Below are 21,590 nucleotides of genomic sequence, written 5' to 3' on the forward strand. Positions count from 1 at the left end.
GTCAGCGGTCCATCAGGCCGGAATTGAAAATGCCCGCCGGGTCGAAGACCTGACGCAACCCTGCCGACAGTGCCGCCAGCTTGCCCGCAAGCGGCGGAAAGGCCGGCCCGTCCAGCCCGGCGCGCCGGATCAGCGTGGCGTGGCCCCGATGGCAGGCGGCGCGCACCGTCCCTGCGTCGCCCGGCCCAGCATACCAGATCAGCCCGCCGCCCCAATCCAGCGAGACCTGCCCGCCGGTCGCCGTCAAAGCGGTGCAGATCGCCGGCGCATCGCCGGGTTTCGCCAGGATCCGCCATAACGGCATCTTGCCCGCGAAATGCGCGACATCGCGCAGATCGCGCCACAGCCGGGCGGTTTCGCCGGCGTCCAGAACCTCGATCCGCCGGTCGCCGAACATCGCCGCCAGCCGGTCGCGGCGGTAGGCCACCTGCCTGTCCAGGCCCTCGATCCGCAGGAAGGCCGCGCCGTCGCGAAACGCCGCGCCAGAGACCTCGAACGGGGTCGCCAGCGCCTGCGAGGAAATGCGCACGGCATCGGTCACGTCCAGACCATGGAAGGCCAGCGTGGCCGAGGCCGGGGCCAGCGGCAGCGTCTTCAGCGCCACCTGGGTCAGGACGCCCAGCGTGCCGAAGGATCCGGCCAGCAGCTTTGACAGATCCAGCCCGGTGACGTTCTTCATCACCCGGCCGCCATTCTTCAACATGCGGCCCTGCCCATCGACGAAGCGCACGCCCAGAAGATGATCGCGACAGGCCCCCGCGCGCAGCCGCCGCGGCCCCGAGGCATTGGCGGCGACCACGCCGCCGATCGTCGGCGTGCCCTCGGTCCCAAGCACGCCACGCATGTCCGGCGGTTCGAAGGCCAGCGCCTGTCCTTCGGCGGCCAGCATCGACTGGATGTCGGGCAGCGGCGTGCCCGCGCGGGCGATCAGCGTCATCTCGCCCGGCTCGTAGGTCACGACGCCCGACAGCCCGGCCGTGTTCAGACGCGGGCGGTTCATGGTCATCTCGACCCGGGTGCCGCCGCCCGCGATGCGCAGGCGCCGCTGCCGGGCAAAGCAATCGGCGACGAGGCCGGTCAGATCGGACTCGCTGGCCGGGGCCAGATCGTCGCGGGTCAGCGTCTCGCTCATTCGGCGGCCCTGCTGCGGTGGCTGGCGCTGCTGTCCAGCGGGAATACCTTCGACGGGTTCAGAAGCCAGCCGGGATCGAACAGATCCTTCACCTCCATCTGGATCGCCAGATCGGCGGCATCGTATTGGCTGGTCATCAGGTCGCGCTTTTCGACGCCGACGCCATGTTCGCCGGTCAGGCAGCCGCCGACCTCGACACACAGGCGCAGGATGTCGGCGCCCATCGCCTCGGCCCGTTCCAGCTGGCCGGGTTGGTTGGCGTCGAACAGGATCAGCGGATGCATGTTGCCGTCGCCCGCGTGGAAGACGTTGGCGACCTCCAGCCCGTGCTGACGCGACAATTCCCCGATCCGACGCAGGGTATGGGGCAACTGTCCCACCGGCACCGTGCCGTCAAGACAGATGTAGTCGCCCAGCCGCCCCATCGCGCCGAAGGCCGATTTGCGGCCCTTCCAGATCGCCAGCGCCTCGTCGGCATTGCGGCTTTCGCGGAATTCGACCGGGTTCAGCGCATCGGCGATCTGGCGGATGCGGGCCAGCTGGTCGGCGATCTCGTCGGGCGATCCCTCGACCTCGACGATCAGCACGGCGGCGCAATCGGGATAGCCGGCATGGGCGAAATCCTCGACCGCGCGCAGGCAGGGTTCGTCCATGTATTCGATGGCGACGGGCAACACGCCCGACCGGATGATGTTGGCGACGCATTGCCCGGCGATTTCGGCGTCGTCAAAGCCGATCAGGACCGGACGCGCGCCCTCGGGGCGGGGCAGGATCTTCAGGATCGCCTCGGTCACGATGCCCAGCTGACCTTCCGAGCCGCAGAACAGGCCCAGAAGGTCCAGCCCGGCAGGCCCGGATTCGGGGCCGCCCAGTTCCACGATCTCGCCGGTCGAAAGGACCACCGTCGCGCCCATCAGGTTGTTGGTGGTGACCCCGTATTTCAGGCAATGCGCGCCGCCGGAATTCATCGCGATGTTGCCCGCGATGGTGCAGGCCAGTTGCGATGACGGGTCCGGCGCGTAGAAGAAGCCCTCGGGTTCAAGCTCGGCGCTGACCGACAGGTTGGTGACGCCGGATTGCACGCGGATGAAGCGGTTCTCGGTGTCGATGTCCAGAAAGGCATTCAGCCGCATCGTCCCGATCACGACGCAATCGGCCGTGGGCAGCGCCCCCCCGGCCAGCGAGGTGCCTGCCCCGCGTGGCACGACCGGCACCCCCAGGCGATGGCAGACGCGCATTGCCGCCGCCACCTCGTCGGTGGACCGCGGCAGAACCACCGCCAGCGGCGCGCAGCGATAGGCGGTCAGCGCGTCGCATTCATAGGCCCGCGTCTCTTCGAGGTCGGCGATCACGGCGTCGTCCGGCAGGGCGCCGCGCAGGGCCGCAACGATCTGGGACTTGCGGGCGATCACCGCCGGATCGGGCGGTGGCATCAGGATCGTGGACATGGGCCTTCCTCCCTTCGGTCAATCTTGGTAAATTAAATTGACCATCGCTGTCAATGTGCCGGTCTTCCGGTTGCAGCGCAGAGCGTTTCGTCAAAGGATGCCCCAGCCCGGCCCATCATGCGAGTCCCGATGTCCGATCCCAGCATCAAGCCCGAACGCGCCGCCGATTCTGTCGCGCGGCATCTGGAAACGCTGATCCTCGAAGGTTCGCTGCGCCCCGGAGAGGCGCTGCTGCCCGAACGCGATCTGGCCCTGGCGCTGGAGGTGTCGCGGCCGACCCTGCGCGAGGCCTTGAAGATGCTGGCGGATCGCGGGCTGCTGGAGCCTGTCAGGGGCCGCGGGATCCGCGTGGCGTCGCTGGGTCGCGAGGCGATCGCGGATCCGCTGATGGCCTTGCTGGAGGCGCGGCCCGACGTGGCCGACGACTACCTCGAATTTCGCGGCATCGTCGAAAGCCAGGCGGCGGCGATGGCGGCGGAACGGGCGAACCGGGTCGATCTGGACCTGATCCGCGCCTGTCTGGACCGGATCGACGCGGCCCATGCGGGTGGCGATCCCGACGACGAGGCAGCGGCCGATGCGGCCCTGCATCAGAACATCTGCGAGGCCAGCCACAACCTGGTCCTGTTGCAGATCATGCGGGCGCTGTCGGGCAATCTGCGCAGCGACGTGACAAAGAACCGCGCGCGCCTGTTCGCCCTGCCCGCGATCCGCGATTTGCTGCGCGACCAGCACCGGGCCATCGCGCAGGCGATTCTGGATCGCGACCCGGCACGCGCGCGAAACGCCGCGCAGACGCATCTGGATTACGTGCGCGAGGCCGTGCTTGGCATCGAGGCGGCCGAGGCCCGGCTTGACCTGTCGCTGCGACGCTCGCGCAGCGGCGGGCTGGGCCGGCGCCCCGGCGGCGCCTAATCCTCGGTTTCGGGGATCGGCATCATCCGGCGCCGCGACAGCCACAGCGACAGGGCCAGAAAGGCCGCCGTCAGCGCATAGATCGCCAGCGCGATCGGGCTTTGCAGCAGGATCAGGAAATCCCCGCCCGAGATGGACAGCGCCCGGCGCAGGTTGTTTTCCATGTCCATGCCCAGCAGCAGGCCCAGAACCACCGGCACCAGCGAGAAATCCAGCTTGCGCAACACGAAGCCCAGAATTCCGAAGCCGACCATCACCATCAGGTCGAACGCCGCATGGGTGATGGCATAGACGCCCAGATAGCTGATCGCGACGACCAGCGGCATCAGGCCCCAGGCGGGCAGGCCCAGCACGCGGGTGAACAGGCCGATCAGCGGCAGGTTCAGCACCAACAGCACGAAATTCGCCAGATACAGCGCCGCAACCAGACCCCAGACCAGATCCGGGCTGCGCTGGAACAGCAGCGGCCCCGGCTGGATGTTCAGCGAGATCAGCATGGCCAGCATCACCGCAGTCGTCCCCGATCCCGGCACGCCCAGCGTCAGCATCGGGATCAATGCTCCGCCGCTGGCCGCGTTGTTGCCGGCCTCGGGCGCGGCGACACCGCGCGGATCGCCCTTGCCGAAGGTGCCCTTGTCGCTGATCCGCTTTTCGAAACTGTAGGACATGACCGCGCCCAGCGAGGCGCCCGCGCCGGGCAGGATACCGGCGATGAAACCGATGATCGAGCCGCGAAAGGATGCGCCCAGCCCCTCCCTGATGCGGGAAAAGCGCGGAAAGACGCTGCCTTTCGGGACCAGCCCGCCGCCATGGGCCCGGGCTTCCAGGAAGAACAGGATCTCCGAGATGGCGAACAGGCCCACCAGCGCCACGATCGGATCGAACCCGTCATAAAGATTGAAGCTGCCGAACGTATAGCGGGCCACCCCGGTCGATGGGTCAAGGCCCACCGTCCCCAGCATCAGCCCCAGCAGCGCCGCCAGCAGCGTCTTGCGGGGATCGCTGCCGGTGATGCCGCCGATCGTGGCGAAGGCCATCACATACAGCGCGAAGTAATCCGCCGGGCCGAAATAGATGGCGGCCTTGGCCAGCAGCGGCGCGAACAGGGTCAGCCCGATCGTGGCCAGCGTCGCGCCGATGAACGAGGCCACGCCCGAAATCGCCAGCGCGTCGGCCGCCTGACCCTTCCTCGCCATCGGAAAGCCGTCCAGGGTGGTCATGATCGCGGGCTCGTCACCCGGAATGTTCAGCAGGATCGCGCTGATCCGCCCGCCATACATGCAACCGTAATAGACCGCCGACAGCAGGATCATCGACGAGGTGGCGTCCAGCCCGAAGGCGAAGGTCAGCGGAATCAGGATCGCCACGCCATTGACGGGCCCCAGCCCCGGCAGCGCGCCGATCAGCGTGCCGGCGAAACAGCCACCCACGATCAGCGCCAGATTGATCGGCAGCGCCGCGACGGCAAAGCCCGCCCAGAGCGAATTCAGAATGTCCATCCTAGCCGAACCACGTTCCAAGCAACGGCAGGGGCAGGCCCATCAGCCGGTCGAACAGAAGATAGAGGCCGGGCGCGGCGATACCGGCCGTCGCAAGGCCCGGCAGCACGGGCGCGCCCATCAGCAGGCCAAGACCCAGCACCGCCCCGAAGGTCGTGGGCACGAAGCCCGCGGGCTCCAGCAGCAGGGCATAGCCGATCAGGATCGCCATCGCCGCCGCCTGCCGCGCAAGGCCGGCCGAACCGGCCCATTCGGCGTTGTGGGCAGGCCAGATGATCAGCGTCAGGCCCAGCAGGATGGCCGGGATACCGATCACGCGCGGAAAGATGGCAGGCCCCAGCGGATCGCCGAAGCCTGCCGTGTATCCGGCCGACAGCCAGACATAGCCGGCCGCCAGCACGAAAAAAGCCAGTCCGGCCAGCCGGTCTGTCACTGAATGACCCCGATCCGGCGCGAGATATCGGCCATCTCCTTTTCCTGTTGGGCGACATAGTCGGCGAATTCCTGGCCGCCGCGCCAGATCGGCTCCAGTCCGCTGGACCTGGCGGTTTCCTGCCAGCCGTCGGATTCATAGAGCTTTTGCAGCTTGTCCACCCAGGCCTGGTAATCCTCGTCGCTGACATCGCCTCCGGTATAGAAGCCGCGCCAGTTGTAGCCGGTCACGTCGTAGCCTTGCGACTTGGCCGTGGGCAGGTCCGGAAAGGCCGAGACCGGCTGGTCCGACAGCACAGCCAGAACCCGGATATCGCCCGATTCGACAAAGCCCTTGATCTCGCCCAGGTCGGCCGAGACGACCTGCACCTGACCGCCCATCATCTGCGTCACCGCCGGGCCGCCACCGTCGAACTGCACCCAGCGGATGCCGGTCAGATCCTCGATACCCGCGGCCTGCGCCAGCATCATCAGGCGGATATGATCCCAGCCGCCCGCCCCGGTCGAACCCGAGGTGACGACCGAGGCCGGATCGGCCTTCAGCGCCTCCAGCAGCTGGTCCAGCGACTCGTAGGGGCTGTCCTTGGCGACCGCGATGATGCCGACATCGGCGCCCAGCATCGCCAGCCAGCGCATCGTGCCGATATCCGAGGGGTATTTGCCCTGCGCGATCTGCGTCACGCCGACGGTCGAGGTGGCGACGATCAATTCGGGATCGTCGGCCCGCTTCGAGGCCACATTGGCCCATGCCACCGCGCCCACGCCGCCCGGCATGTTCGTCACCTGAACGTTGCCGTCGACCAGCTTTTCCTCGGACAGAAGGCGGCCGACCTCGCGGCAGGTAAAGTCCCAGCCGCCGCCGGGATCGGCCGGGGCGATGCATTCGGCGCCCAGGGCGGGCAGGGCGAACAGCATCGCCGCCCCGATCCCCGCGACCTTCAATCCGTTCAGTTTCCAGATCATCCTTGTCCTCCCTCGATGATGATGATGGTTCGTCTAGCCGCCGACGACTCCGCGACGACCGATAAAGCGTCGTGCGTTCCGGATCGTGTCAAGAACTTCCAGCCGCACATCGGCGGAATGGGCCAGGACCGCGCGGGCGGCACCGTCGCCGTCGCCCGCAGCGATCAGGTCCAGGATCCGGCTGTGGTCGCGATGCGTCGTGGCGCGGCCTTCGTCGGATGCAAAGCTGAGCCAGCGCGCCCGCAGCGTCCGCGTGGTCACGTCCTGCATCGCCGCCGTGATGCAGCGATTGCGCGACAGGGCGGCGCAGCGGACATGAAAGTCCAGAGCCATGTCCAGCCAGCGTTCCGGCGTGAACTCGTCATGGCTGAAATTGATGCTGTGGCGAATGGCGACGATCTCGTCCGGCTGCGCCAGGCGCGCGGCCAGCCTGACGGCCTGCGGCTCGACGATGTCACGAAAGGCGAAAACCTCGTCGATCTCGTCGATGTCGAAGGGGGCGATGGCATAGCTGCGCCCCTCGCGCACCACCAGCCCGTCGCGGACCAGATTGAACAGCGCCTCGCGGATCGGGGTGCGCGAGACCGCGAACCTGGCCTCCAGCGCGCGTTCGCTGATCGCTTCGCCCGGTACCAGATCCAGCGACAGGATCGCAAAACGCAGCCGCGACAGCAGATCGCGGTCGCCGTTCGTCTCGCCGATGCTCGTCTGTGCCGTCATTGACGCCTCCCCATCCGTTGGTATACCGGTCTGGCATTCAATTGCAACGCTGTTGGCCAACAAAGGGGGTTCGGATGCAGAACAGGGTGGCGGGCTTTCCCGATCGTGCCGTGATCACCGAGGTCGGGCCGCGTGACGGGCTGCAATCCGAGCCGGTCTTCGTGCCGACAAAGCGCAAGATCGCGCTGGTCCAGGCGCTGCTGGATGCCGGGCTGCGGCGGTTCGAGGTGACATCCTTCGTCTCGCCCCGCGCGGTGCCGCAGATGCGCGATGCCGCCGAGGTGATGGCCGCGTTCCGCGACCGCCAGGACGCGCATCTGACGGCGCTTGTGCCCAATGCGCGCGGCGCGGCGGCGGCAATCGAGGCGGGCGTGGATGCAATGGTGCTGTTCGCCTCGGCCTCGGAAAGCCACAATCTGAAGAACGTGAACCGCAGCCGAGCCGAATCGCTGAAGGGTTTCGCCGAGATTGCCGCGCTGGCCCAGGGCACCGGCGTCGCGTTGCAAGGCGCCATTGCCACTGCCTTCGGTTGCCCGTTCGAGGGCGATGTGGACGTGGCCGCGGTGATCGATCAGGCCGCAGCCTATCGCGATCTGGGAATGGATTACATCACGCTGGGCGACACCACCGGCATGGCCACGCCCGCACTGGTGGTGCAGCGGATCGAGGCGCTGCGCCCGGTTCTGCCCGGCGTCGATCTGGCGCTGCATTTCCACAATACGCGCGGCGTCGGGCTGGCCTGCGCCTATGCCGGGCTGTCGCTGGGCGTGACGCACTACGAATCCAGCATCGGCGGGTTGGGGGGATGCCCCTTCGTGCCGCGCGCGACAGGCAACGTCGCGACCGAGGATCTGGTCTATCTGTTCCACGAAAGCGGCGTCGCGACGGGCACCGATCTGGACCGGCTGATCGCGGCTGCGCAGTTGGCCGAGACCGCTGTCGGCCGGGAATTGCCCGGCCAGGTGATGAAGGCCGGGCCACGCCTGCAGACCGCCCGGATGGACAGCGTCAGGACCGCCAATGGCTGAACCGGTGAAAGGTCCGCTGGAAGGATTGCGCGTCATCGACCTGACCCGCGTACTGTCGGGGCCCTTCTGCACCATGATTCTGGGCGATCTGGGCGCCGACGTGATCAAGATCGAGCCGCCCAAGGGCGATCCGGTCCGCGCACAGGGCACGATGACCGACGGCCATTCGGGCTATTTCGCGGGGTTCAACCGCAACAAGCGCTCGGTCGTGCTGGATCTCTATGGCGAGGAGGGCAAGATGGTCCTGCGCCGCCTGCTGGCCGGGGCCGATGTGCTGGTCGAGAATTTCCGCCCCGGCACCCTGGACAGGATGGGGCTGGATCCGGGGGCGCTGAAGGCGCTGAACCCCCGGCTGATCGTGGCCAGCGTCAACGGCTATGGCAGCAGCGGCCCCTATGTCGATCGGCCCGCCTTCGATTTCATCGCCCAGGCGATGAGCGGGTTCATGGGCGTGAACGGCGAACCGGGCGGGCCGCCGATGCGGGCGGCGGCGCCGATCAGCGATCTGGTCGCGGGCATCTATGCGGCGCTTGGCGTGCTGGCGGCGGTGATCGGACGCGAAAGGACCGGCCAGGGTCAGGCGGTCGAGGTGGCGATGGTGAACGGGCTCCTCAGCCTGATGGCCTATCTGTCATCGGAATATTTCGCCACCGACGCGGTGCCGCAGCGGACCGGCAACGATCATCCGCTGGTGTATCCCTACGGGCTGTTTCGCTGTGCCGACGGACAGGTCGCGGTGGCCAATTCGCATGACCAGATCCTGCAGCGGTTCCTGGACACGCTGGATCTGGGCTGGGTCATGGCCGATCCGCGCTATGACACCAACCGCAAGCGGATGGCGGCGCGCGAGGAATTGCGCGACCTGATCGACAGTCGGATGGAGGGTCGCAGCCGCGATCACTGGCTGGCCGTCCTGAACGCCGCCGGGGTGCCCTGCGGGATGGTGCAGGATCTGGCGCAGGTCTTTGCCGATCCGCAGATCGCCGCGCAGCAGATGGTGATCGAGGCGCCTTTGCAGGATGGCCCGGCGCTGAAGGTTCTGGGCTTTCCGATCAAGCTGGACGCGACACCCTGCGCGGTGCATCGCCCGGTCCCGAAACTGGGCGGCGGAACGCGGCAGGTGCTGGTCGAGGCCGGATATTCCCAAGACGAGATCGCGGCGCTGATCGCCTCGGGTGCGGCTGCGGAATAGGGCGGGTCGCGACGCGCAAAAGGCTGCGGCCGGGTTCTCGACCGGCCCTGTGACGCGACAGCGGCGGCCTGATCGCATCGACGGCGGATGATGGCTTCGGCCCTCCGTCAGGCCAGAGACGAGGCCCCCATGGACAGGAACTTCTGTCGCCGGTCCCTGATCAGATCGGCGGGCTTCCTGCCCGCCAGATCCTTCAGCATCGCGGCGATGTCCTTGCCCACGGCGGCGATGGCGGTCGCGGGCATGCGCTGTGCGCCGCCCACGGGCTCGGGAATGATGCGGTCGATCACGCCCAGCTTCTTCAGATCCTGCGCGGTCAGGCGCAGGGCCTCTGCCGCGTCGCGCATCTTGTCGGCATCCTTCCACAGGATCGAGGCGCAGCCCTCGGGCGAGATCACCGAATAGATGGAATGTTCCAGCATCGCCACCCGGTTCGCCGTGGCGAAGGCCACCGCCCCGCCCGAGCCGCCCTCGCCGACGATGACGCTGACCAGGGGCACGCCGATTTCAAGGCTTTTCTGGGTGCAGCGGGCGATGGCCTCGCTTTGCCCGCGTTCTTCGGCGCCCTTGCCGGGATAGGCGCCGGGCGTATCGACCAGCGTGATCACGGGCAGGCCGAAGCGGTGGGCCATGTCCATCAGCCGGATCGCCTTGCGATAGCCTTCGGGCCGGGCCATGCCGAAATTGTGGTGGATGCGGGATTTGGTGTCATTGCCCTTTTCGTGGCCGATCACCACGCAGGGCGCGTCGTTGAACCGCGCCAGCCCGCCCATCACCGCGTGGTCGTCACCGAAGGCCCGATCGCCCGCCAAAGGCGTGTATTCCGAAAACAGCGCCTCGACATAGTCGCGGCAATGCGGCCGGTCGGGATGGCGCGCGACCTGGGTCTTTCGCCACGGATCGAGGTTCTTGTAGAGATCCTTCAGCAGATCGCCGGCCTTCTTGTCCAGCGCCGCGGCCTCTTTCTCGACATCGACCGCATTGTCGGATTTGCGCGCCATGGCACGCAATTCCTCGGCCTTGCCTTCGATATCGGCCAGCGGCTTTTCGAAATCCAGATAGACCATGTCTAGGGCTGCCTTCGGGCTGTTCGCATTCGCGCCCCTATATGAGCGGGGACGGGGGGAAATGCAACGCGAGGCGGGCGCGGGCCTTCCGGACGGCGGCTGCCGGGATATCGGCCGGCGCCCCGCCTGCGGCACCTTGCGCAAGCCGCCGTCGGGCGCGGATCAGGACAGGCGCAGCCTTGCCATGAAGAACCCGTCCATCCCGCCCCGCTCTGGCCAGTAATCGGGCCGCAGCCGCAGCCCGCCGCCGGTTGTGACCCAGCCAGGGTCGGTTCCCGTCAGCGCGGATGTCTCGACCGTCAGGCCGGGATGCCGCGACAGGGCGGCCGCGATCTGGGCTTCGCCCTCGTCGGGCAGCAGCGAGCAGACCGCATAGACCAGTCGCCCGCCCGCTTGCAGCAGCGACAGCGCATGGTCGATGAGGTGCGCCTGCAGGCCGAGCAGGTCGGCGATGGAGGATCCGTCGCGGCGGAAGGGCAGGTCGGGATGGCGGCGGATCGTGCCCGTCGCGGAACAGGGCGCGTCCAGCAGGATCGCGTCGGGCGCGGTCTCGGGCCGCCAGTCCAGCGCATCGGCGCGGACCAGATCGGCCGCCAGCCCGCAGCGGGCAAGGTTCTGCGCCAACCGCTTCAACCGCGCCGCGCTGATATCGATTGCGGTGACCTGCGCACCGGCGGCGGCCAGTTGCAGTGTCTTGCCGCCCGGCGCGGCGCAGAGATCGGCGATCCGTTCGCCCGGCTGGGGATCCAGCAGGCGCACGGGCAGGGCGGCGGCGGCGTCCTGCACCCACCAGTCGCCCTCGGCGAATCCGGGCAGGGCCGAAACCTGCGCCGGGACGTGCAGCCGCACCGATCCCGTCGGCAGCGCCAGGCCGCCCTCGAACGTCGTGCCGGGTTTCAGAGTCAGGTCCAGCGGCGCACCGGTTTGATGTGCCGCCTCGATCGTCCGGGCCGCGTCCTCGCCCCATGCGGCCACGACCGGATCGCGCAGCCAGCCGGGCAGGCGCTGCGGCGGCAGATCGCCCCAGCCCTGATGCCGGGATACCTTGCGCAGCACGGCATTCACCATGCCCGAGGCCGCCTGTCCGCGCTGGCCCAGGCCGCGGCTCAGCGACACCGCCGCATCGACCACGCCATGGGCCGCGCCGCCCAGTTCCAGCATCTCGACCGTCGCCAGCCGCAGGACATCGGCGACCGGCGGTGCGGGCTTTCGCGTGACATGCAGCGCCAGAACGGCATCGGCGCGATCCCGATGACGCAGGACCTCGGCCGCCAGGCGCCCGGCGCGGGCCTGATCGGCAGGAGGCAGGGCGGCCAGCGCGCCAGCCTGATCCGCCAGCGACAGCCCGTCGCGCACGCCTTGCAGCAGCCGCAGCGCGCCCTTGCGCGCCCCATCCGTTCCCGGCTTTGCCAAACCGCTTTCCTTCGCCTAGATGTTTCTGACAGAGTGACGCGACCCATAATCCCATTCGGCAGAGGTTTCCATGAGCGATCGTCCAGACCTTCCCCCCGCCGCGCGGCGCGCGCTGGCCGAGGCGGCCCGCCGCCGCGAGGAGGCCGCGAAAAAGCCGCCCCTGCCCAAGGAACATGGCGGCCGGGACGGCGCGGAGCCGGTGCGGTTCGGCGATTACGAGAAGAACGGCATCGCCGTCGATTTTTGAATGGGGACTTCCGAATGAAGGACTGGCTGCGCGCCTCAGCGATGGAACAGGGCCGGGCGATCATGGCCGGCCTGCTGGATCCGATCGACCAGACCGAAGCCTATCTGGAGGCGGCGAAGGCCCATCCGGACGGCAGGCGCATCTATGCACGGCTGACCGAGGCGCGCGCCCGCTCCGAGGCCGTCGCCGCCCATGACCGCGCCAAGGACGAATTGCGCCACGGCCTGCTGGACGGGGTGGCGATCAGCTGGAAGGACAATATCGACAGCGGCGGCACCGTGACCGAGGCCGGATCGAAACTGCTGGAGGGCCGGGTGCCGCGCAAGGATGCGGTGGTGCTGTCGCGCGTCGCGCGCGAGGGCCTGGTCTGTCTGGGCAAGACACACATGACCGAACTGGCCTTTTCGGGTCTGGGGCTGAATCCGGTCACGGCGACTCCGCCCAATGCGCTGGATCCTGCGCTGGCGCCCGGCGGGTCGTCATCGGGTGCCGCGGTCTCGGTGGCCCTTGGGCTGGCGGCGGCGGCGGTCGGATCGGATACAGGCGGCTCGATTCGGGTGCCCGCGGCGTGGAACGGGCTGGTCGGGTTCAAGCCCACCCATGACGCGGTGCCGGAAAAGGGCGTGGTGCCGTTGTGCCGCAAGTTCGACGTGGTCGGCCCGATCGCGCGCAGCGTCGAGGATTGCGCCGGATTGCTGGCGCTGATGGCGGGCGACCGCGCCGCCGATCTGGAGGGCGCGACGGTCAGCGGGCTGCGCCTGATGGTGCTGGACGGGTTGCCCTTCGATCAGGCCGAGGAAGGCCCGGTCACCGCCTTCGAGGACGCGCTGCAGCGCCTGTCGAGGGCCGGGGCCACGATCACCCATGTCACGACCGATTGGCTGGATCGCGCCATGGCCCTGTCGCCGCAGCTTTTCGCGCCCGAAGCCTATGGCATCTGGCGGGCGCAGATCGAGGATGCGCCGGAACTGATGTGGAAGCCGATCCTGGAGCGGTTCCGCGGCGGTGCCGAGATCAGCGGTCCCGATTACGTCGCCGCCTGGGAACATCTGACCCGGATCCGGCGCAAGTGGATCAAGGAGGTCGCCTCGGTCCATGACGCGGTGATCCTGCCCACCGTTCCGATCCTGCCCCCCGATGCTGGCAGGCTGATGCAGGACGAGGCCGAATTCGTCCGCGCCAACATGCTGACCCTGCGCAACACCCGCATCGCCAATCTGCTGGGCTTGCCCTCGGTCACGCTGCCGACGGGTCAGCCGGCCTGCGGGCTGATGCTGATGGGCCATGCCGGGCGCGACCGGCATCTGCTGCGCGTCGCGGCGGGGGCCGAGGCCGCGCTGCGGGCCTGACCACGCGGACGGCCGCGTCGAGGGGTATTTGGGCAACGAAGAAGCGCGGTGCGGCTGCTGGCGGGCCGGCTTTCGCTGGACGCAAGCGATTGATGACGCTAATGTCGCGGGTAATGAACGGGGCACAGACCCCGAGAGCGAGGCAGACATGGCAATCCCCGAGCGGTTCTCGAACCTGCCGGAATACGCGTTTCCGCGTTTGCGGGCGCTGTTGTCGGGTATCGAACCCGGCCTGCCGCCCGGCACGGCGCCGATGGTGATGACCATCGGCGAGCCGCGCCATGCCATGCCCGATTTCGTCGCCGATGCGATCTCGACCAGCATCGGCGGTTTCGCAAAATATCCGGTCAACGAGGGCACGTCCGGCCTGCTGGAGGCGATCTCGGGCTGGATCGGGGCGCGGTATGGCGTCGCGGTGCCGCCGCAGCAGATCATGGCGCTGAACGGCACCCGAGAGGGGCTGTTCAACGCGGTCCTTGCCCTGTGCCCCGAGTTGAGCAACGGACAGCGCCCGGCGGTGCTGACGCCCAATCCCTTCTATCAGGTCTATGCGGCCGCGGCGGCGGCCGTCCAGGCCGATTCGATCTTTGTGCCTGCCATCGCCGAGACCGGCGATCTGCCCGATTATGCCGCGCTGCCGGCCGATCTGCTGGACCGGACTGCCATCGCCTTCATCTGTTCGCCAGCCAATCCACAGGGCGCGATCGCCGATCGCGCCTATCTGGAACGGCTGATCGGGCTGGCGGATCAGCACGATTTCCTCGTCTTTTCCGACGAATGCTATTCCGAGATCTACCGTGACACGCCGCCGCCCGGCGCGCTGGAAGTGGCCGATGCAATGGGGTTGACGGACCGGGTGGTGGTGTTCAACTCGTTGTCCAAGCGTTCGAACCTGCCGGGCCTGCGGTCGGGCTTCGTCGCCGCCGGCGAGACGCAGAGCCGGCTTTTGCGGCAGCTCCGCTCGTTTGCCGGCGCGCCGCTGCCGCTGCCGCTGCAAGAGGTGGCCGAGGCGGCCTGGCGCGACGAGGCGCATGTCGAGGCCAGCCGGGCGCTGTATCGACAGAAATACGACATCGCCGACCGGATCCTGGGCAATGTTCCGGGCTATCGGCCGATCCAGGGCGGTTTTTTCCTGTGGCTGCCGGTCGAGGATGGCGAGGCCGCGGCCCGAAAGCTGTGGTCGCGGGTGGGAATCCAGATTCTGCCGGGGGCGTATCTGTCGCGCGAGGTGGATGGGTTCAATCCGGGCAAGGGTTTTGTGCGGGTGGCGCTGGTCGCGGATGCAGAGGCGACGGACGCCGCGCTGACGCGGTTGCGCGACGTGCTGTACGATGACGGATGAGGCCGGGGAAGGGTAGAGGGATGGCAAGCTGGCAGGCAAAACAACGCGATCCGCTGTTCGACCGGAACACGCAGGCGGCGCTGGAACGGCGTGGCAAGGAACTGGCCGGGGCCGGGCTTGTCGTGCTGGGCGTCATCATCGCGATGATGCTGGGCAGCTGGTCGGCGGATGATCCCAGCTTTCTTTCCGCGACTGACGAGCCGGCGGAAAACCTGCTGGGCAGTATCGGTGCCTATATCGCCTCGCCGCTGATGATGATCGCGGGCTACGGGTCGTGGATGCTGGTCGTGGCGGCCTTTGTCTGGGGGCTGCGGCTGATGCTGCACCGGGGCGAAGACCGGCTGATGCGCGGCATCTTCACGCCGATCGCCGTGGCGCTGGTCTCGGTCTATTTCAGCACCGTCGTGCCGCACGGAGCCTGGCAGCAGACCTACGGCCTTGGCGGGCATTTCGGCGACATGGTGATGGGCGCGCTGCTGAATCTGATGCCGGTCAAGGCTCAGATCGGCATCCGGCTGGCCGCGCTGGTGTTGGCGCTGGCCGCGATCATCGCCATCGCCTTCGTGCTGGGATTCGAACGATCCGAACTGCGCGCGCTGTGGCGGCGGTTTCTGATCGGGCTGATCACCGCCTATGACACGGCCATGCGGTTGGCCGGGCGCGGCGCGCGCGCCTCGGCCGGGATCGCGCGGCGGGCCCGTGACAAGCAGGCCACGGCACCCCGGACGCCTGCGAAAACCGCGCGTGCACCGATCCTGACCCGCCGTCAGCCGGGCAGCGAGGCCGGCCATCGTGATCTCGACGCGGAACTGCCCGAACCCGAACTGATCGAACGCGACGCCGATTACGACGGCGATGCGCCCTCGGCCGACGAGGTCAGCGGCCGCATCAGCGACGCGATACGCAGCCGCTCGGCCAAATCCTCGGTGCTGGCCGCCGTTGCCCGCAGGCTGGTGCGCGAGGGTGCCGTCCCCGATGCAGCGGGCGATCCGCCCGCCCCCGCCGATGCGGCCGATCCCGCGCCCTTTGGCGAAAGCCACGCGCGCAAGCTTACGCCCCCGCGCAAGCCGGTGCCCGCCTCGCGGCAGGCCCGCGCCGAGGCCGAGCCGCAATTGTCCTTTGACGACAATCCCGACGCCTACGAGCGCCCGCCGCTCTCTCTGCTGACCGCGCCTTCGACAATCGAGCGGTTGCAGCTTTCCGACGAGGCGATGATGGAAAACGCCCGGATGCTGGAGGCGGTGCTGGACGATTACGGCGTCAAGGGCCAGATCACCGAGGTGCGGCCCGGTCCGGTCGTCACGCTGTATGAACTGGAGCCTGCGCCGGGGCTGAAGGCATCCCGCGTGATCGGCCTGGCCGACGACATCGCCCGATCCATGTCGGCGCTGTCGGCGCGGGTCTCGACCATGCCGGGACGCACCGTGATCGGGATCGAACTGCCCAATGCGCGACGCGAGAAGGTGATCCTGCGCGAGATTCTGGCCAGCCGCGCCTTTGGCGACGGCACGCAGCCGCTGCCCCTGGCGCTTGGCAAGGATATCGGCGGCGATCCGATCGTGGCGAACCTTGCCAAGATGCCGCATCTGCTGATCGCGGGGACCACCGGTTCGGGCAAGTCGGTGGCGATCAACACGATGATCCTGTCGCTGCTCTACAAGCTGACGCCGGATGAATGTCGGCTCATCATGATCGACCCGAAGATGCTGGAATTGTCGGTCTATGACGGTATCCCGCATCTGCTGTCGCCCGTCGTCACCGATCCCAAGAAGGCCGTCGTGGCGCTGAAATGGGTCGTGGGCGAGATGGAGGAACGCTATCGCAAGATGTCCAAGATGGGGGTGCGCAACATCGAGGGCTACAACGGCCGCGTCCGCGAGGCGCTGTCGAAGAACGAGATGTTCAAGCGCACGGTCCAGACCGGTTTCGATGACGATACCGGCGAGCCGGTCTTCGAGACCGAGGAGTTCCAGCCCGAGACCTTTCCCTATATCGTCGTGATCGTGGACGAAATGGCCGACCTGATGATGGTCGCCGGCAAGGAAATCGAGGCCTGCATCCAGCGTCTGGCGCAGATGGCGCGGGCATCGGGCATCCATCTGATCATGGCCACGCAGCGCCCCTCCGTCGATGTCATCACCGGCACGATCAAGGCCAACTTCCCGACCCGTATCAGCTTTCAGGTCACCTCCAAGATCGACAGCCGCACCATCCTGGGCGAGCAGGGCGCCGAGCAATTGCTGGGCCAGGGCGACATGCTGTATATGGGCACCGGCAGTCGCGTGAACCGCATCCACGGGCCGTTCGTTTCCGACGAAGAGGTCGAAGAGGTCGTGAACCATCTGAAATCCTTCGGCCCGCCCAGCTACAAATCCGGCGTCGTCGAGGGCCCGGATGACGAGAAGGCCGACGATATCGACGCGGTGCTGGGCCTTGGCAGCGGCGATAACGGCGATGACGCCCTTTACGACCAGGCGGTGATGATCGTGGCCAGGGACCGCAAATGTTCCACCTCCTACATCCAGCGCAAGCTGGCCATCGGCTATAACAAGGCCGCGCGGCTGGTCGAGCAGATGGAGGATCAGGGCGTCGTCAGCAGCGCCAATCATGTCGGCAAGCGCGAGGTCCTGGTGCCCGAGATGTGAGCCTTTCGCCAGGTGCGGCTTGATCAGGACGGTACGGCCGGACCCAAGGACCTCCTCGCCTGATGGGTCGGTGTGTCACTGGCGTCATCTTGCGCAACCTTGCCGATGACCGCTGCCTGGCGCCGCTTGCCGCTGGCGCGTCGCTTTCGAACCTGCGAAAATACCTGCCATGACGGTCTGGAACATTCATCTTCTGAACGCGCGCAATGATCTGACGCGCATCATGCCTCAGCTTCGTGCCACGCTGCGGGACGCGGTGGCCCGGACGCAGGGCCACGCCGATCTGCCGCGTTTCGATCTGATCGTGCGCGCGGGCGGCGATGTCATTCCGGAATGGGGAATCGGGGGCCATGCCCCGGCGCCGGGGCTGATCCAGATCAGCCTGAACCCCGACCGATTCGATTCCGGCCTGATGCTGCGCACGTTGGTTCACGAATTCCACCATCTGATCCGCTGGGACGGGCCGGGCTATGGCAAATCGCTGGGCGAGGCGCTGGTCAGCGAAGGGTTGGCGGGGCATTTCGTGCGGCAGGTTCTGGACGGAAAACCCGATCCCTGGGATGCGGTGACGCCGGCCTCGGGGGCGGCGCGGGCGGCGATGAACGAATGGGCGCGGCTGGGCTATGACCATGCACGCTGGTTCTTCGGAAAGGGCGACCTGCGCAAATGGACCGGCTACGGGCTGGGCCACCGGCTGGTGGCCGAGCATCTGGCGCAGGCGGACGGGACCGAGACTGCGGCGACGCTGGCATGGAGCAAGGCCGACATCTTCCGCGCCGCGATGCGGCGGCTGGTCGGCAGCGACGGCGTGCCTGACGAACGGGAAGATGCGCAAGGCCCGAGGGCCGCGCCGGCCGATCCCGCGCCCGAACCGGAAGACATCGGCCCGAAGCCGGCATGATCAGCGCCGGCGCGTCGCGCGATGGCCGGTGAAGGCGCCCATCATCAGACCGGTGACGGCGCCGCCCAGATGCGCCTCCCAGGCGATCGAGGGGATCAGCACGGTCAGCGCCACGTTCAGCACCACGATCAGCGCCACGCCGCGCCACAACTGGCCCAGCGGGCGATTCAGGCGCCAGCCCGCCACGGCGGCATGGCCGATCAGCGCCCCGGCCAGGCCGAAGATCGCGCCCGAGGCGCCGATCATCGGGCCCGCATCGGGGGCCATCAGTGCAAAGGCCAGGGCCGCGGCGATCTGGCTGACGACATAGACCACAAACATGCGCCGCGCGCCGATCAGAACGTTCAATTCGCGCGCGATGGCCATCAGCGACAGCATGTTCATGGCCAGGTGGGCCAGCCCGGAATGCAGCAGGCCATAGCTGGCGAACATCACCAGCGGCTGAAACGGATAGATGCCGTGACCGGCCCAGAAGACCGGCGACCAGAAGCCGCCCAGGAAATCCGCGGCGCGGCGCAGGCCTCCCAGCCCGACCAGGGGGGCCAGCCAGAAGGCGGCCTCGATCACCGTGCACAGCACCATAACCCCGATCACCCAACGGGGCAGGGGCGGACGCGCGCGACGGGCGCGGACCGTGTTGGGGACGGCGCGGGGCGATTGCATCTCAGTCATCCGCCTTGATCTGGCGCGCCTCGTCGATCAGCATGATGGGGATCCCGGAACGGATCGGAAAGGCCAGCCCGACGGTCTGCGACACCAGTTCCTGCCGGGTCGCGTCATAGCTGAGCCGACCGTGGCTGACCGGGCAGACCAGCGCCTCCAGCATGTGCCGGTCGAAGCCGGGGTGGTCGAGATCGCTCATTGCAGCCGTTCCTCGGTGTCGCCGCCGCCATGCAGCGCGAATTCGATCAGTCCCTGCAACAATTCGCGCCGATCCGCCAGGGTCGGCGATTCCAGCAGCGCCTGCTTGTCCGAATTCGAGAAGGGCAGCATCATCGACAGCGAATTGACCAGCATCTCGTCCTCGGCCTCCTGTGCGGCGCCCCAATCGGTTGACAGCTCGTGCTGCGACAGAAAGCGTTGCAGCAGCGGAAACAGGCGTTCGCGATCCAGCCCCGGATCCCGCTCGGGGCCTTTCAGGTCGCGATCGAAGCCGGTCCAGTCGATATGGGCCTGAAGATAGGGCGCGAAACCTTCCTCGATATCGGCGAGCCGGAACCGCGACACCGCCTTGAGCGAGATCATCAGCCGTCCATCATCGGATTCGGAAAAGGCGATGACCCGGCCGGCGCAGCCGATCGTGGCCAGCCCGTCGCCTTCGGGCTGGACCATGCCGATCAGGCGGTGATCGGTCTTCAGCACGTCCTCCATCATCTGAAGATAGCGCGGCTCGAAGATGTGCAGCGGCAGTTTGGCACGCGGCATCAGCACCGCGCCGGGCAGCGGGAACAGCGGAATGCGGGGCGGCAGATCGAAGCGGAATCCCATCAGTTCGCAGATCAGGCGAAGATCATCGAGGACAGGCGCCGGCGGCCACGCCGGCCCAGCGGGTCGGTGGGCTTGAGGCTGTCGAAGATGGTCAGCAACTGCGCCTTGGCCGCGCCATCGTTCCAGTCGCGGTCACGGCGGAAACTCTCCAGCAGCACGTCGATGGCCTCTTCGACCTGACCGGCCGCGTGCAGTGCGGTGGCGTATTCCAGCCGCGCCTGCTGATCGGCGGGATCGGCCTCGACCCGGGCCTGCAATTCGCCCAGCGGCCCGGCACTTTCGGCCTGCTGGGCCAGTTGCAACTGGGCGCGCGCGGCCTCGACCGGGGCGGATTTCGCGGCGGCGTCGGGCACCTGTTGCAGGGTCGATGCGGCGGCGGCGGCATCGCCCGAGGCCAGATGCGCACGGATCAGGCCGCCCCAGGCATCGGCGTTCTCGGGCTCTTCGCCGATGATGGCGGTAAAGGTCTCGGCGGCATCGCCGGCCTCGCCATCCTCCAGCATCTGTTCGGCCGCGGCCAGGGCGTCGGCAAGGCCGTCATCCTGACCCCCGCCCATCGCCGCCAGCTTGTCCACGAATTGCTTCACCTGGCTTTGCGGCACCGCGCCCTGGAAGGCATCGACGGGCTGGCCCTGAAAGAAGGCAAAGACCGTCGGGATCGACTGCACGCGAAGCTGCCCGGCGATCATCTGGTTCTCGTCGACATTGACCTTGGCCATGCGGACGCGTCCCTTGTGGCGCGTGACCTCGGCCTCCAGTTGCGGGCCCAGCGTCTTGCAGGGGCCGCACCACGGCGCCCAGAAATCCACGATCACCGGCACCTGCATCGACGCCTCGACCACCTCGGCCATGAAATCGGCCTCGGTCACGTCCTTGATGAAATCGTCGGTCTTGGGCGCGGTCGCTGCGCCATCGAAAAGCATTGTCATGTCGGCCCCGGATGGTTCGGATCGAATTTCGTTGCCCGCAATATGGGGCCAGATCGTGCCAAGCGAAAGGGTCTGCCGCGCTTACAGATCGAAGCTGGCAAAGACCGGCACGTGATCGCTGGGCTTGTCCCAGCCGCGAACGTCGCGCAGGACACGGCTGCCATGACCGGCATTGGCGATGTCGGGGCTGGCCCAGACGTGATCCAGCCGCCGCCCCTTGTCGGCCGCGTTCCAGTCGGGGGCGCGATAGCTCCACCACGAATAGAGCCGGCCGTCGGGAATGTCCTTGCGGGTGATGTCCACCCATTGGCCCGCATCCTGCGCGGCCAGCAGGTGATCCACCTCGATCGGCGTGTGGCTGACGACCTTCAGAAGCTGCTTGTGCGACCAGACGTCATCCTCGCGCGGGGCGATGTTCAGATCACCCACCAGGATCGACCTGCGCGGGTTGTCGGCGTGAAAGACGTCGCGCATTTCGGTCAGGAAATCCAGCTTCTGCCCGAATTTCACGTTTGCCTCGCGGTCGGGGATGTCGCCGCCGGCGGGCACATACAGGTTGTGGATCACCACACCGTTTTCCAGCCGGGCCGCTACGTGGCGCGCATGGCCAAGCTGCGCATAATCGCGGTCGCCCGCATCCTCGATCGGCAGGCGCGACAGGATCGCAACGCCGTTATAGCCCTTTTGCCCACGCGCGACGATGTGGCCATAGCCAAGCGCCCGGAACTGGTCCAGCGGGATCTTCTCGACCGGCGACTTGCATTCCTGAAGGCACAGGATGTCAGGTGCCTCGTCACGCAGCAATCTCGCGACCAGGCCCTCGCGCAGGCGGACCGAATTGATGTTCCAGGTGGCAAGCGTGAACATGGGATCTCCTTCT

At 67.6% G+C, this 21,590-nt stretch carries 21 protein-coding genes; 8 read left to right on the forward strand and 13 right to left on the reverse strand.

Translation table 11 applies throughout. The features are described from left to right. Position 1: 1 nt before the first annotated feature. Positions 2-1,132 carry a glycolate oxidase subunit GlcE gene (gene glcE, locus B4L36_RS15595; RefSeq protein ID WP_292959048.1) on the reverse strand — a complete coding sequence of 377 codons (1,131 nt, stop codon included), beginning with the start codon at positions 1,130-1,132 and terminating at the stop codon, positions 2-4. After that, a complete protein-coding gene (locus B4L36_RS15600) occupies positions 1,129-2,571 on the reverse strand; it encodes an FAD-linked oxidase C-terminal domain-containing protein (RefSeq protein WP_292959100.1) in 1,443 nt (480 codons plus the stop codon). Before B4L36_RS15600 ends, glcE begins: the two co-directional genes overlap by 4 nt. Positions 2,572-2,709: 138 nt before the next feature. Between B4L36_RS15600 and B4L36_RS15605 the strand changes: the two genes are divergently transcribed. Continuing rightward, positions 2,710-3,495 (forward strand): FCD domain-containing protein, encoded by a 786-nt coding sequence (locus tag B4L36_RS15605; protein ID WP_292959050.1) that lies wholly within the window; start codon positions 2,710-2,712, stop codon positions 3,493-3,495. Here B4L36_RS15605 and B4L36_RS15610 read toward each other — a convergent pair. Genes B4L36_RS15610 through B4L36_RS15625 form a run of 4 tightly spaced genes read right to left on the reverse strand, consistent with a single transcriptional unit; the run spans position 3,492 to position 7,109 of the window. Next, a complete protein-coding gene (locus B4L36_RS15610) occupies positions 3,492-4,994 on the reverse strand; it encodes a tripartite tricarboxylate transporter permease (RefSeq protein ID WP_292959052.1) in 1,503 nt (500 codons plus the stop codon). The genes B4L36_RS15605 and B4L36_RS15610 overlap by 4 nt on opposite strands. 1 nt (position 4,995) lies before the next feature. Next, entirely contained in the window at positions 4,996-5,427 is a 432-nt protein-coding gene (locus tag B4L36_RS15615; protein WP_292959054.1) for a tripartite tricarboxylate transporter TctB family protein, read from the reverse strand. Next, entirely contained in the window at positions 5,424-6,389 is a 966-nt protein-coding gene (locus B4L36_RS15620; RefSeq protein ID WP_292959056.1) for a Bug family tripartite tricarboxylate transporter substrate binding protein, read from the reverse strand. Before B4L36_RS15620 ends, B4L36_RS15615 begins: the two co-directional genes overlap by 4 nt. A 33-nt stretch (positions 6,390-6,422) precedes the next feature. Further along, on the reverse strand, positions 6,423-7,109 hold the full coding sequence (locus B4L36_RS15625) for a GntR family transcriptional regulator (protein WP_292959058.1): 687 nt from the start codon (positions 7,107-7,109) through the stop codon (positions 6,423-6,425). A 74-nt stretch (positions 7,110-7,183) separates the two neighbouring features. Here B4L36_RS15625 and B4L36_RS15630 point away from each other — a divergent pair, with 74 nt between their 5' ends. After that, positions 7,184-8,137, forward strand: coding sequence for a hydroxymethylglutaryl-CoA lyase (locus B4L36_RS15630; protein WP_292959060.1), 954 nt, complete (start codon positions 7,184-7,186; stop codon positions 8,135-8,137). Further along, entirely contained in the window at positions 8,130-9,329 is a 1,200-nt protein-coding gene (locus tag B4L36_RS15635) for a CaiB/BaiF CoA transferase family protein (protein ID WP_292959062.1), read from the forward strand. The genes B4L36_RS15630 and B4L36_RS15635 overlap by 8 nt, the downstream gene beginning before the upstream one ends. A 107-nt stretch (positions 9,330-9,436) precedes the next feature. Here B4L36_RS15635 and B4L36_RS15640 read toward each other — a convergent pair whose 3' ends face one another. Both B4L36_RS15640 and B4L36_RS15645 read right to left on the reverse strand, forming a co-directional pair. After that, complete coding sequence (locus B4L36_RS15640; RefSeq protein ID WP_292959064.1) at positions 9,437-10,396, reverse strand: acetyl-CoA carboxylase carboxyltransferase subunit alpha; 960 nt, start codon at positions 10,394-10,396, stop codon at positions 9,437-9,439. Between the two features lie 162 nt (positions 10,397-10,558). Further along, positions 10,559-11,809, reverse strand: a complete 1,251-nt coding sequence (locus B4L36_RS15645) for an RsmB/NOP family class I SAM-dependent RNA methyltransferase (RefSeq protein WP_414692194.1) — start codon at positions 11,807-11,809, stop codon at positions 10,559-10,561. Positions 11,810-11,879: 70 nt separating this feature from the next. On the opposite strand from B4L36_RS15645, the gene B4L36_RS15650 reads away from it, so the two are divergent. The 5 genes from B4L36_RS15650 to B4L36_RS15670 all read left to right on the forward strand — a co-directional run bounded on the left by B4L36_RS15650 (position 11,880) and on the right by B4L36_RS15670 (position 18,293). Further along, entirely contained in the window at positions 11,880-12,056 is a 177-nt protein-coding gene (locus B4L36_RS15650; protein ID WP_292959066.1) for a DUF1674 domain-containing protein, read from the forward strand. A 14-nt stretch (positions 12,057-12,070) separates the two neighbouring features. Further along, positions 12,071-13,405, forward strand: coding sequence for an amidase (locus B4L36_RS15655; RefSeq protein WP_292959068.1), 1,335 nt, complete (start codon positions 12,071-12,073; stop codon positions 13,403-13,405). 148 nt (positions 13,406-13,553) lie between these two features. Then, positions 13,554-14,747 carry an aminotransferase class I/II-fold pyridoxal phosphate-dependent enzyme gene (locus B4L36_RS15660; RefSeq protein WP_292959070.1) on the forward strand — a complete coding sequence of 398 codons (1,194 nt, stop codon included), beginning with the start codon at positions 13,554-13,556 and terminating at the stop codon, positions 14,745-14,747. A 20-nt stretch (positions 14,748-14,767) separates the two neighbouring features. Continuing rightward, on the forward strand, positions 14,768-17,392 hold the full coding sequence (locus B4L36_RS15665; RefSeq protein ID WP_292959072.1) for a DNA translocase FtsK: 2,625 nt from the start codon (positions 14,768-14,770) through the stop codon (positions 17,390-17,392). Positions 17,393-17,561: 169 nt separating this feature from the next. Beyond that, positions 17,562-18,293 carry a DUF2268 domain-containing putative Zn-dependent protease gene (locus B4L36_RS15670; RefSeq protein ID WP_292959074.1) on the forward strand — a complete coding sequence of 244 codons (732 nt, stop codon included), beginning with the start codon at positions 17,562-17,564 and terminating at the stop codon, positions 18,291-18,293. On the opposite strand, the gene B4L36_RS15675 is transcribed toward B4L36_RS15670, so the two are convergent. The 5 genes from B4L36_RS15675 to B4L36_RS15695 all read right to left on the reverse strand — a co-directional run bounded on the left by B4L36_RS15675 (position 18,294) and on the right by B4L36_RS15695 (position 21,577). Next, positions 18,294-18,956 (reverse strand): rhomboid family intramembrane serine protease, encoded by a 663-nt coding sequence (locus B4L36_RS15675; protein ID WP_292959076.1) that lies wholly within the window; start codon positions 18,954-18,956, stop codon positions 18,294-18,296. A 1-nt stretch (position 18,957) separates the two neighbouring features. Then, positions 18,958-19,155, reverse strand: a complete 198-nt coding sequence (locus B4L36_RS15680; protein WP_292959078.1) for a Trm112 family protein — start codon at positions 19,153-19,155, stop codon at positions 18,958-18,960. Then, the gene (locus tag B4L36_RS15685; protein ID WP_292959080.1) at positions 19,152-19,781 is read right to left on the reverse strand and encodes an LON peptidase substrate-binding domain-containing protein; all 630 of its coding nucleotides are present in this window, start codon (positions 19,779-19,781) and stop codon (positions 19,152-19,154) included. Before B4L36_RS15685 ends, B4L36_RS15680 begins: the two co-directional genes overlap by 4 nt. An 11-nt stretch (positions 19,782-19,792) precedes the next feature. Beyond that, entirely contained in the window at positions 19,793-20,704 is a 912-nt protein-coding gene (trxA, locus tag B4L36_RS15690) for a thioredoxin (RefSeq protein WP_414692196.1), read from the reverse strand. An 87-nt stretch (positions 20,705-20,791) separates the two neighbouring features. Next, positions 20,792-21,577 (reverse strand): exodeoxyribonuclease III, encoded by a 786-nt coding sequence (locus B4L36_RS15695; RefSeq protein ID WP_292959084.1) that lies wholly within the window; start codon positions 21,575-21,577, stop codon positions 20,792-20,794. Positions 21,578-21,590: the final 13 nt, after the last annotated feature.

This window comes from Paracoccus sp. UBA889 (assembly GCA_002294185.1).
In the GTDB taxonomy this organism is placed as follows: domain Bacteria; phylum Pseudomonadota; class Alphaproteobacteria; order Rhodobacterales; family Rhodobacteraceae; genus Paracoccus.